We start from the raw sequence: 12,082 nt of genomic DNA on the forward strand, positions 1-12,082 counted from the left end.
AATGGAATAAAGTTTCAGGGGAGCTGGTTTATGTCAGCTGAGAGTAAGAACTAAATTCTTAGACCCTTTAACCTGATCTGGATAATGCCAGCGTAGGGAGATGGTTTACTATATAATTTTATATTATATAGTTGTACTATTTGAATGCAAAAGTGCAGACTTACGTTGTCTGTACTTTTATTTTTTTATAAAAATATAGGAGGATTTTATGGATACTAAAAAATTAACATTGTCAGCTCTATTAATAGCTATAGGAGCTTTTCTAGGAAATTTAATATTTATACCTATAGGAGCAGCTAAGTGCTTTCTTGTACAACATGCAATTAATGTTATATCTGCGGTAATATTGGGACCTTTTTATAGTGTGACTATAGCATTTTGCATATCTCTTTTAAGAAATATAGTTGGAACAGGTTCTTTACTAGCTTTTCCTGGGAGTATGATAGGAGCAGCTATTGCAGGTGTTTTATGCAAGAAAACAGGTAAAGAATTTTTAGCAGTTATTGGAGAGATTTTTGGAACAGGATTAATAGGTGGATCACTAGCATTTCCTATAGCTAAATTTATACTGGGAAAGGAAGTGGCAGGTCTATTTTTTATAGTACCATTTTCTATAAGCAGTATAGGGGGAAGTGTTATAGGATATACTATAATAAAACTAATCGGAGAAAAAATATTTAATAAAGACAAAGCTTGTTGGAGGGGATAAATTTGAAAAAAGCATTAACTATTGCAGGGTCAGATAGTTCAGGAGGAGCAGGTATTCAAGCAGATATAAAGACTATGTCAGCTCATAGAGTATTTGGAATGAGCGTAATAACAGCAGTAACAGCTCAAAACACTCAAGGAGTTTTTGCAGTACAGGATATAGATAAAGAAATTATAATCAAACAAATGGATGCTATATTTACAGATATAGAAGTGAATGCAGTTAAAATTGGAATGGTATCCAAAATAGAAACCATAGAAATAATAGCAGAAAAATTAAAAGAGTATAAAGCTAAAAATGTAGTGGTGGATCCTGTTATGATATCCAAAAGTGGATACAATCTGTTAGCACCAGAATCTAAAAAAGCTCTTATAGAAAAACTAATACCTTTAGCAGATGTAATAACACCTAATTTACCTGAGGCAGAGGAAATAATAAAAACTTATAAAGAAGAAGGTAAACTTAAAGAGGATATAGAAAAAATACTACCTATTGATAATAAAGAAAAAATGGAAAAGGCTGCTGGAATAATAATGCAAATGGGACCTAAAAATGTTCTTATGAAGGGTGGACATTTAGAAGGTGAAGCGGTAGATATTTTATATAGTAAAGAAAAAATTAGTTATTTTTCATCGCAACGTATAAAAACTAAAAATACCCATGGTACTGGTTGCACTTTATCTTCAGCCATAGCTTCAAATCTAGCATTAGGATATACATTGGAAGAAAGTGTAAAAAAAGCTAAGGATTATATACAAATAGCCATAGAACATTCGCTAGATATAGGAAAGGGAGTAGGACCTATAAATCACTTTTATGAATTATATAATCAAGTGGAGATAGACAAGGAAAGTTATCAGTATACAGTTAATTGATATAATTTTGGAGGGGTAAGATGGAAATTTACAAAAAAATATATAATAGCTTATTAAAATTAAAAGAAAAAAATCCATTAATTCATCATATAACAAATTATGTAACGGTAAATGACTGTGCCAATATAGTGTTAGCTATAGGTGCATCTCCAGTGATGGCAGATGATATAAGAGAGGTTGAAGATATGGTGTCCATAGCTTCAGCTTTAGTTATAAACATAGGAACTTTAAATAAAAAAACAGTTAAATCCATGTTTTTGGCAGGGAAAAAAGCAAATGAACTCAATATACCCGTTATTTTAGATCCAGTAGGAGTTGGAGCTACCAAGTATAGGACATCCATAGCTTTAGAACTTTTAGAGGAAATAAAATTTTCAGTAGTAAGAGGTAATATATCAGAAGTAAAAGTTTTATCAGGTATGAATGCATCAACAAAAGGAGTAGATGCAGAAAGTTGGGATGAAACCAATCCTATTGAAGAAAGAATTAGACTAGTTAAAAGTCTTTCAGAAAAATACAATGCAGTAATTGGCATAACAGGGGAAAAGGACGTAATAGGTTTTAAAGAAGAAGTTTACACTGTGGAGAATGGAAGCAGTATTATGGCTAAAATTACAGGGGCAGGATGTATGTGTACTTCTGTAATAGCATCATATTGTGGAGCAGAAGAAAACTATTTACAAGCTACATTATCAGGAGTGGTATCCATGGGAATAGCAGGAGAAATTGCCTATGAAAAAACTAAAAATTTAGGTCCAAGTTCCTTTAGAACAGCTTTAATAGATAGTATATATAATCTTGAAGAAAGTTCATTTAATGAAAGGGGAAAGGTTTACAATGCATAATAAAAATTTAGATTGTACTCTTTATTTAGTAACGGATAGAGATATATTAAAGGGAAGAGATTTGAAAAAAGTACTAGAAGAGGCCATATTAGGTGGAACTACATTAGTGCAATTAAGAGAAAAAAATGTTTCATCGAAAGAATTTTATGAAATAGCAAAAGATATAAAAGTTATAACAGATAAATACAATATACCATTAATAATAAATGATAGAGTGGATATAGCTTTAGCAGTAAATGCAGAAGGGATACATATAGGACAAAAGGACTTGCCTGCAAATATTGTAAGAAAAATAATAGGAGAAGATAAAATTTTAGGAGTATCTGCAAATACTATAGAGGATGCTCTAAAGGCTCAAAGGGATGGAGCAGACTATTTAGGAGTAGGAGCAATATTCCCTACAAATAGTAAAAAAGATGCAGAAAGTACATCTATAGAAACCCTTAAAGAAATAAAAAATGCTGTAAACATTCCTATAGTTGCCATAGGAGGGATAAATGAAAATAATGTACAAAAATTAAAGGAAACAAATATAGATGGCATTGCAGTTATATCAACTATATTAGGAAAAGAAGACGTTAAAAAAGCCTGCGAAGAGCTGACAGGCTTTTTTAATGAATAACTAACAATAAATAATGAACAATTGAGGAGGATTTTCTTTCTTTCGTCATAAAATCTTAGAATAATATTAGATGCCATAGACAGTTATCCAAAGTTATTCATTATTAACTATAAAGAGGGGAGGTGAAAACTTTGATAATAAATGGGAATGAAATGAATTTTAAAGAGAATATAACCATAGAAGAGATTTTAAAAGAGCTAAATATTAATAAAGATAAGGTAGTAGTGGAAGTGGATTTAAATATAATATCTAAAGATGAGTTTAATACCTTTAAACTTTTTACAAATTCCAAAGTAGAGATAATAAGGTTTGTAGGAGGGGGTTAATATGAAGATATATGTAAATGAAATATTCTTAAATGTAGAAGAAGATATAGATGTTTTCAAATTAAAAAATAAAATAAAAAAAGATGCAGACATTGTAATATATAATGGCTTTCCCATAAACAACAATATAGTATTAAAACCTTTAGATAGAATTGTATTTATAAAAAGAGGAGAAATGCCAACTAAGGAAGAAATGGAAATTCAACTTGTGGCAAGACACACTCCAAAGGTTTATGAAGAATTAAGAAAAGCTTCTGTAGCTATAGCAGGACTTGGTGGATTAGGTTCTACAGCTGCACTTTCTTTAGCACGGATTGGTATAGGTAAGTTAATATTAGTAGATTATGATGTGGTGGAACCTAGCAATTTAAATAGACAGCAGTATTTTATAAAGCACATTGGAATGAAAAAAACAGAGGCAATAAAGGATATAATATCTCAATGTAATCCCTTTGTAGATATTCAAACAATAGATGCTTATGTAGATGAAAAAAACATGGAAAATATATTTAAAGATGCAGATATAATAATAGAGGCCTTTGATAATGCAGAAACTAAGGCTTTAATTACAAATACAGTCCTTACGACTATGAAGGATAAAAAAATAATAACCGCTTCAGGATTAGCAGGCTATGAAGATTGTAATTTAATAAGAAGTAAAAAGATAAATGATAGATTTTACATAGTAGGAGATGGGCAAGCTGAAGCAAAATCAGGAAGGGGGCTTATGACTCCAAGAGTTTCTGTGGCAGCTAACCATCAAGCTAATCTGGTTTTGGAGTTAATACTTAAAGAGAATATTTAGGAGGAAAGAGTATGGACAAGCTTAATATAGGTGGAAAACAATTAGAAAGTAGACTATTTATAGGTACAGGAAAATATGGTTCAAATGAAATTTTACCAAAAGTAATAGAAAGTTCAAAAAGTCAGGTAATAACTGTTGCATTAAGAAGGGTAGATTTAAATTCAAGAGAGGAGAATATATTAAATTATATAAAAGATGATTGTGTATTACTCCCAAATACTTCAGGGGCTAGAAATGCAGAAGAAGCTGTAAGGCTTGCAAGACTTTCTAAAGCAGCAGGTTGTGGAAATTGGATAAAGATAGAGGCCATATCAGACAATAAATATCTTCTTCCAGATAATTATGAAACTATAAAGGCTACAGAAATACTTGCAAAAGAAGGATTTTATGTATTTCCTTATATGAATCCAGATTTAATGGATGCTAAAAGATTTGTAGCGGCAGGAGCGGCAGCAGTAATGCCCTTAGGAGCACCTATTGGAACTAACAAAGGATTGAAAACAGAAGAGATGATAAAAATTTTAATCGAAGAAATAAAAGAAGTTCCAATAATAGTAGATGCAGGTATAGGAAAGCCATCCGATGCTTGTAAGGCTATGGAAATGGGAGCAGACGCAGTTCTTTTAAATACAGCAATAGCCACAGCAGAAAATCCAATTTTAATGGGAGAGGCTTTTAAAAATGCTGTGGAAGCAGGAAGAAAAGCTTATCTAGCAGGATTTGGAACAGAAGCAAAGTTTGCAAATGCATCATCACCCTTAATAGGATTTTTAAGATAATAAAAAAGAAGGTGACAATATGAGTTTTTATCATAAGTTAAAGGAATACGAAAATTTTGATTTTGAAGATTATTTACAAAGTGTGACAAGTGAAGATATAGAAAGGGTTTTATCCAAAGAAAGCTTAAATGAAAAGGATTTTTTAACTCTTTTATCCCCAAAAGCTGAAAATTATTTAGAAGCTATGGCACAAAAAGCAAGAAAACTATCTTTAAAAAATTTTGGTAAAACAGTGGTTTTATATACTCCTATGTATTTAGCAAACTACTGTGAAAATAAATGTATATACTGTGGATACAATGCTGAAAATCATATAAAAAGAAAGAAACTTACCTTAGAAGAAGTGGAAGAGGAAGCTAAAGCAATATATGCTGAAGGAATAAGGCACATACTTATATTAACAGGAGAGTCTAGGTATCACTCACCAGTATCATATATAAAGAACTGTGTTAATATTTTAAAAAAATATTTTAGTTCCATATCCATAGAGGTTTATGCCTTAGAGGAAGAAGAATATAGAGAACTTACAAAAGCAGGGGTAGATGGATTAACTATATATCAAGAGGTTTATAATGAAGAAGTTTATAAAAAAGTTCATATAAAAGGACCAAAAAGAGATTTTAAATACAGACTAGAAGCACCAGAAAGAGCGTGTAGAGTTGGAATACGTTCCTTAGGAGTAGGAGCTCTTTTAGGACTTCATAACTTTAGAAGTGAAGCTTTTTATTCAGCAAAACTATCCTCATGTAGAACTTTGTATGTCATTTCCTAGAATTAGACCCCATGCAGGAAGTGCCATAGAAATACATGATGTAAATGATACAAATATAGTTCAAATAATGCTTGCATACAAAATATTTTTACCAAGAGCAGGAATAAATATAACTACAAGGGAAAGAGAAGAATTTAGAGATAACTTACTTTCACTTGGAATTACAAAAATATCAGCAGGAGTTTCTACAGAAGTTGGTGGACACTCAAAGGGAATAAAGGGAGAAGCGCAATTTGATATAGCAGATAATCGTTCTGTAGAGGAAGTAAGAGATATGATAATAAAAAAAGGCTTTAATCCTGTATTTAAAGATTGGCAAAGAGGTTTGATATAATGATATTTGTAGTTACAAATAGAAAAATATGTGGTGAGGAAAATTTTATAAAAACAATAGAGGAATGTGCAAAGTATAAGCCTTTTAGCATAATACTTAGAGAAAAGGATTTGGATTATAAAAATCTTTATAAATTAGCTGTAGATATAAAAAAAGTGACGGATAAATACAATATACCCCTTATTATAAATGGAGACTTAAAGATATCAAAAGAATTAAATACCTGGGGATATCATTGTAGTATATCAGCTTTTAGAAAAATCAATGTGAAAGTAGATAGAAAGCTTGGTATTTCTGTACACAGCTTAAATGAAGCAGTAGAAGCTGAAAAATTAGGAGCGGATTATATATTGGCAGGACATATATATGAAACTAAATGCAAAGAAGGTTTAAAAGGCAGAGGACAAAATTTTATAAAAAGTATAAGTCAAAAAGTTTCAATACCCATTATTGCAATAGGTGGCATAACTGAAGAGAACACCGCAAATGTTATAAAATCAGGAGCCAAAGGAATAGCAATAATGTCCTCTGCCATGAAAAAACCATCTACTATTTTAACATTAAAAAAAGAGTTTAGAACCATTCTTATTTAGAGAACAACTAACAATGAACAATGAATAACTATGGATATTTATCTCCGAATAATTAAAAACTTTTCGTAATGATAACGGAGAAGAATTATCCTCAGCTGCTCACTATTCATTATTGGTTATTTTCTATAAAGAGTAGTAGTACTCTTTAAGTAAAAGAGCATCCTTTTCTAAAACAGGGCTTTCACATATAATACATCCTTTAATATCAAAAGATTTAAAAGCTTTCATGCAATCTTTATAGTTAAAATCACTTTCCAAAAATGGAAGGTGATTTTTTTCACCCTTTTCACCATAGTGAATACCAGATATATGTATATGCATATCTTCCAATGCTTCGTATCCTAAATTTTTATGCATATAATCTAAAATATTTGCAAAGTCATCATAATTTTTTAATGTACCATTATATCTTGCATGTAAATGAGAAAAATCTATGCAGGGTTTGCAGTGTTTAATATCTTTACAAAGTGCTACGATTTCCTCTAAAGAGCCAAATTGAGTAGGTTTTCCAGTGGTTTCTAACCTATAGTCTATTCCAAAATAGGGTAGTTTTTTAAGATTTTCTTTTATGGTATTAAAGGTTTTCTCTTTTGTATCTTTTAAATAAAATCCTGGATGAAAAATTAAACTTCTACCTTCTACCTTTTTCAATCCGTCTGCTCCTTTTATAATTCTTTCCATAGACTTTTCTTGCTTTTCTAGTTCTACAGCATTTAAATTTATAAAATAAGAACCATGGGCAGAGAGATAAATATTATTTTCTATTTTAGCGTTTAAAACCTCTTCTTTATTCTTTTCAGTAATATTAACAGATCTAACAAAGGGAAGTTCCATGGCTTCTAAACCTATAGAGTTTAAATATTTTATACCAGTTTTATAATTAAATTTTGAATTTCCGTCTCCTATAGGAAGTCCAGAAATTCCAAAGATTAATTTATCCAAAGTAATAACAACTCCTTTTAACTAATAACTATTAATATAATAATTTTACTTTTAAAGAACGTCTGTTGTCAACCCTGTAAAAAACAGAGTTTTTAATGAATAACCATAATCAATGAACAATGAACAATTAAGGTGGATTTTCTTCCGCTTTGCTACAAAAAATCTTATATTTTATTTTGCAGGCTCGTTAAGCTTTGCTTAACATCGTTTATAATCGCTTGTAAAGGGCTCATATAATTAAAAACTTTTCGAAATGATAATGGAGAAAAGATGTCCACAATTATTCATTATTCACTGTTAGTTGTTCGTTGATAAAAGTTTTGCTACGCAAAATTTTTATTTAGTATATAATGTTAAAGAGGTGAAATCAATGAAAAAGAGATGGATGATTAAATGCAGTAGCGTAAATATAAAAAAATTATCTAAAGCAACAGGGATAAATGAAGCCATGATTAAAGTATTAGTAAATAGAGGTATAAAAACTTCTTATGATATAAATAGATTTATAAATGCATCCATAGAGGATTTATATGATCCTTTTCTAATGAAGGATATGGATAAAGGTGTTGAGTTAATAAAAAAGGCCATAGAGGAAAATAAAAAGTTAGCAATATATGGAGATTATGATGCTGATGGAGTTACCAGCACTGTTATTTTATATAGAGGATTAAAAAAGTGTGGAGCAAATTTTATATATCATATTCCAGATAGAGAAAATGAAGGATATGGCATGAATAAGGACAGAATAGAAAAATTAAAAAATAATGGTGTAGAAATAATATTAAGTTGTGATAATGGTATAAGTGCCATAAATGAAATAGAATTTGCAAAGGAACTTGGTATGCAAGTAGTTATAACAGATCATCATGAACTAGGTTTTATTGATAAAGATGAAAAAAGAGAATATATATTACCAAAAGCGGATGCCATAATAAATCCTAAAAGAGAAGATTGTACCTACCCTTTTAAATTATTATGCGGAGCAGGTATAGCCTTTAAATTTATTCAAGCTCTTTATTCAGTTATGGGAATAAATTCTAAAGAACTTTATGAATTACTACAATATGCAGCTATAGGAACAATTTGTGATGTAGTAGACTTAGTAGATGAAAATAGGATATTAGTTAAAAATGGTATAGAACTTTTAAAAGATACAGATAATTTAGGATTAAAATACTTAATAAAGGAAACAGGAATAAACGAAAAAAATTTAAACTCTTATCATATAGGATTTGTTATTGGACCTTGTATAAATGCCACAGGAAGATTGGAAACTGCAAAGTTATCTGTAGAACTTTTGTTAGCAGAAGAGGATAGTAAGGCATTAGACTTAGCTAAAAAACTCCATGAGTTAAACTTAGAAAGGCAAAAGCTAACAAGTGATGGTGTAGAAAGTGTAAGAGAAATAATAGAGAATAGTTCTATAAAAAATGATAAAATAATTGTAGTATATAATAAAGATATACATGAAAGTATTGCTGGAATTGTGGCTGGAAAAATAAGAGAAGAATATAATTTACCAGCTATAATAATTACTAAAGGTAAGGAAAAAGCAAAGGGGTCAGGAAGGTCTATAGAAGAATATAATATGTTTGAAGAATTAATAAAATGCAAAGAAATTTTAGAAAACTTTGGTGGACATCCAATGGCGGCGGGACTCTCTATAAAGGAAGAAAATATAGATAAATTAAGAGAAAAATTAAATGACCAATGTAATTTAACAGAAGAGGACATAATTCCTAAAATAACTATTGATGAAAAATTAAGTCCGGATAAGGTATCTATAGATTTTATAAACAAACTTAGTATATTAGAACCTTTTGGTAAGGGAAATTCATCACCAGTTTTTGCAGAGAAAAAATTAAAAATAGATAAAATACTTTTGCTAGGTAAGGATAGAAATACTTTAAAATTTATTATAAAAGTTGATGATGTGAGAAAAATGGAAGGCATATGCTTTGGAAGAGGTAATGAATTTGAAAAAACATTAAAGAAAAATTATGGAGAGAAGTATAGGTTTATAATGAATAATCCTAAGGATATAAAAATGGACTTTATATTTTATCCTACTATAAACGAATATAATGGATATGTAAATCTTCAAATGAGGATAATAGATTATAGATTTAGTAGTTAAAAAAGTATAATACCACGATTGTGGTATTATACATATATATTTATAGCTTATTTAGAAGATAAATCTCTTTGGTATTTTTCAACCATTTTTTTAACCATGTGTCCTCCTACGGAACCATTTTCCCTAGAAGTAAGGTTTCCATTATAACCTTCAGTTAAATTTACTCCTAATTCTCTTGCAGCTTCCATTTTAAATTGATTTAATCCTTGTTTAGCTTCAGGAACAAGAATTCTATTACTTCTTGCCATTTTTATTACCTCCTTTTTCTGTTGTATTATTATATTGCCCGGAAAGTAAATTAATATATTAGCTTTTCGTAGGTATATTAGTTAATTAAAACATAAAATAATAGAAAATGGATTTTGAAATTTTATAATAAAGGGTGGTTGGTGAACTTGAAAAAAAAGATTATATTAACTGGTGGAGGAACAGCAGGTCACGTTACTCCAAATATATCATTAATTCCAAAATTAAAAGAACTAGGATATGAAGTACAATATATAGGAACAAAAGATGGCATAGAAAAAAGCTTAATAAAAAAAGAAGGTATAAAATATCACGAAATTTCTAGTGGCAAATTAAGAAGATATTTCGATTTAAAAAATTTTACAGATCCATTTAAAGTTTTGAAGGGAATAATGGAAGCCAGAAAAATAATAAAAAAGGAAAAACCAAATATAGTTTTTTCAAAGGGAGGATTTGTTGCAGTACCTGTGGTTATTGGAGCATATTTAAACAAAGTACCTGTCATATCCCATGAATCAGATATGACACCAGGTCTTGCAAATAAACTATCAACACCCTATTGTAATAAAGTATGTGTTACTTTCCCAGAAACACTAAAATATATAAAAAAAGATAAAGGTGTTTTAACAGGAACTCCTATAAGAGAAGAACTTTTTTTAGGTAATGAGGAAAAGGGGAAAAAAATTTGTGGGTTTAAAGATAATAAACCTATAGTATTACTAGTAGGAGGAAGTTTAGGTTCTAAAATTTTAAATAATTTAATAAGAGAGAATATAGAGGAATTATTAAAAAAGTTTAATATTATTCACATTTGCGGTAAGGGAAACATAGAAAAAACATTAGAAAATAAAGAAGGCTACGCTCAATTTGAATATGTAAAAGAAGAGCTACCCCATTTTATGAAGGCTTCAAATATAGTAATATCAAGAGCAGGGGCTAATTCTATATTTGAATTATTAGCTCTAGCAAAACCTAACTTATTAGTACCTTTATCTAAAAAGGCAAGCAGAGGAGATCAAATATTAAATGCAAAGTCCTTTGAGAAAAATGGATATAGTTTAGTTTTAGAAGAAGAAGAGCTATCTAAAAAGATTTTTCTAGATAAATTGAACTATCTTTATGAAAATAGAGAAAAATATATAAAGAATATGAAAAATAGTTCTTTTAAAAATGGTATAGATAATATAATAGATTTGATAGAGAAATACTATACAATGAAGAATTAACTATTAATTGAAAAAGATATTGTGTTAATATATAATTTAAATTAATAGGTTTAATGAAGGAGGGTGTTATTGTGAAAAAGATTTCAATAATATATTGGAGTGCTGGAGGTAATGTAGAAGTTCTAGCAGAACATGTATCTAAGGGAGCAAAGACTGCAGAAGCAGAAGTAGATATAAAACAAGTTCATTATGCAAAACCAGATGATGTTTTAAAAGTAGATGCAGTAGCCTTTGGAAGTCCATCTATGGACAATAACCAAATAGATCAAACAGAAATGGCACCATTTTTGGAAAACTTTAAGAACTTAAATTTAGAAAATAAACCAGTTGTTTTATTTGGATCCTATGGATGGGATAATGGTGAATTTATTGAAAAATGGGAAACTCAAATGAAAGAATATGGATTTAATGTTATAGGAAAACTAGCGGTACAAGAAACACCTAACGAAAAAGAGTTAGAAGAAGCAAAAAAATTAGGACAGATGCTTGTAAAATAGCAAAAAACTAAGCCCTATACTTTACATGTATGGGGTTTAACATTACAATTAAATGTGTAAAGAAGGGGGTACATATTTTTGTGCCAATATTAAAAAAAATATACAATAATAAAATATTTGTGATATAATAGCTTTGGAAATGTTTTAGTTTTAATAGAGGCTTTTACAAATAAGGATAGAGTTTCAGAAAAAATTAATAATGCATTTTACATATTTAAAATTTTGTTGTATATTATAAAGTGTACTAGTTTTTTAGAAGTTAGTGTATTAAAAATATATAACAATTGGACAAGCAAAATATAGAATTAAATCCTTTACACAAAAAAAGCTTATATAATTTTGTAGAAATCTACAAAATTTTAATTAAAATTATA

General features: G+C 29.3%; 13 protein-coding genes, 1 pseudogene and 1 riboswitch. Of the genes and pseudogenes, 12 read left to right on the forward strand and 2 right to left on the reverse strand.

What is annotated here, in order from left to right:
• Window positions 1-6 precede the first annotated feature (6 nt).
• A riboswitch (TPP riboswitch) is annotated at window positions 7-116 on the forward strand.
• Window positions 117-208: 92 nt separating this feature from the next.
• The 9 genes and pseudogenes from thiW to B5D21_RS01180 all read left to right on the forward strand — a co-directional run bounded on the left by thiW (window position 209) and on the right by B5D21_RS01180 (window position 6,660).
• Window positions 209-709 (forward strand): energy coupling factor transporter S component ThiW, encoded by a 501-nt coding sequence (thiW, locus tag B5D21_RS01140; RefSeq protein ID WP_011099945.1) that lies wholly within the window; start codon window positions 209-211, stop codon window positions 707-709.
• A gap of 2 nt (window positions 710-711) precedes the next feature.
• Window positions 712-1,584, forward strand: coding sequence for a bifunctional hydroxymethylpyrimidine kinase/phosphomethylpyrimidine kinase (gene thiD / locus B5D21_RS01145; RefSeq protein WP_035109410.1), 873 nt, complete (start codon window positions 712-714; stop codon window positions 1,582-1,584).
• A gap of 20 nt (window positions 1,585-1,604) precedes the next feature.
• On the forward strand, window positions 1,605-2,429 hold the full coding sequence (gene thiM, locus B5D21_RS01150) for a hydroxyethylthiazole kinase (protein WP_011099943.1): 825 nt from the start codon (window positions 1,605-1,607) through the stop codon (window positions 2,427-2,429).
• Complete coding sequence (thiE, locus tag B5D21_RS01155) at window positions 2,422-3,051, forward strand: thiamine phosphate synthase (protein WP_035109414.1); 630 nt, start codon at window positions 2,422-2,424, stop codon at window positions 3,049-3,051. The genes thiM and thiE overlap by 8 nt, the downstream gene beginning before the upstream one ends.
• A gap of 131 nt (window positions 3,052-3,182) precedes the next feature.
• Window positions 3,183-3,377, forward strand: coding sequence for a sulfur carrier protein ThiS (gene thiS, locus B5D21_RS01160; RefSeq protein WP_035109418.1), 195 nt, complete (start codon window positions 3,183-3,185; stop codon window positions 3,375-3,377).
• A 1-nt stretch (window position 3,378) separates the two neighbouring features.
• Entirely contained in the window at window positions 3,379-4,182 is an 804-nt protein-coding gene (thiF, locus tag B5D21_RS01165) for a thiamine biosynthesis protein ThiF (protein ID WP_011099941.1), read from the forward strand.
• An 11-nt stretch (window positions 4,183-4,193) separates the two neighbouring features.
• A complete protein-coding gene (locus B5D21_RS01170; RefSeq protein WP_011099940.1) occupies window positions 4,194-4,961 on the forward strand; it encodes a thiazole synthase in 768 nt (255 codons plus the stop codon).
• Between the two features lie 19 nt (window positions 4,962-4,980).
• Window positions 4,981-6,067, forward strand: a pseudogene (gene thiH, locus B5D21_RS01175) (2-iminoacetate synthase ThiH).
• Window positions 6,067-6,660 (forward strand): thiamine phosphate synthase, encoded by a 594-nt coding sequence (locus B5D21_RS01180; protein WP_035109421.1) that lies wholly within the window; start codon window positions 6,067-6,069, stop codon window positions 6,658-6,660. The pseudogene thiH and the gene B5D21_RS01180 overlap by 1 nt, the downstream one beginning before the upstream one ends.
• A gap of 123 nt (window positions 6,661-6,783) precedes the next feature.
• Here B5D21_RS01180 and B5D21_RS01185 read toward each other — a convergent pair whose 3' ends face one another.
• Window positions 6,784-7,602 (reverse strand): TIM barrel protein, encoded by an 819-nt coding sequence (locus B5D21_RS01185; protein ID WP_011099937.1) that lies wholly within the window; start codon window positions 7,600-7,602, stop codon window positions 6,784-6,786.
• A gap of 370 nt (window positions 7,603-7,972) precedes the next feature.
• Between B5D21_RS01185 and recJ the strand changes: the two genes are divergently transcribed.
• On the forward strand, window positions 7,973-9,739 hold the full coding sequence (recJ, locus tag B5D21_RS01190; protein ID WP_035109423.1) for a single-stranded-DNA-specific exonuclease RecJ: 1,767 nt from the start codon (window positions 7,973-7,975) through the stop codon (window positions 9,737-9,739).
• 47 nt (window positions 9,740-9,786) lie between these two features.
• On the opposite strand, the gene B5D21_RS01195 is transcribed toward recJ, so the two are convergent.
• Window positions 9,787-9,987, reverse strand: a complete 201-nt coding sequence (locus B5D21_RS01195) for an alpha/beta-type small acid-soluble spore protein (protein WP_023438671.1) — start codon at window positions 9,985-9,987, stop codon at window positions 9,787-9,789.
• A gap of 147 nt (window positions 9,988-10,134) precedes the next feature.
• Between B5D21_RS01195 and B5D21_RS01200 the strand changes: the two genes are divergently transcribed.
• Together B5D21_RS01200 and B5D21_RS01205 are read left to right on the forward strand one after the other, a co-directional pair.
• The gene (locus B5D21_RS01200; RefSeq protein ID WP_035109428.1) at window positions 10,135-11,211 is read left to right on the forward strand and encodes an undecaprenyldiphospho-muramoylpentapeptide beta-N-acetylglucosaminyltransferase; all 1,077 of its coding nucleotides are present in this window, start codon (window positions 10,135-10,137) and stop codon (window positions 11,209-11,211) included.
• Window positions 11,212-11,282: 71 nt separating this feature from the next.
• On the forward strand, window positions 11,283-11,708 hold the full coding sequence (locus tag B5D21_RS01205) for a flavodoxin (RefSeq protein WP_035109431.1): 426 nt from the start codon (window positions 11,283-11,285) through the stop codon (window positions 11,706-11,708).
• Window positions 11,709-12,082 lie beyond the last annotated feature (374 nt).

It is taken from the genome of Clostridium tetani, assembly GCF_900167265.1.
GTDB classification, from domain to species: Bacteria; Bacillota; Clostridia; order Clostridiales; family Clostridiaceae; genus Clostridium_G; species Clostridium_G tetani.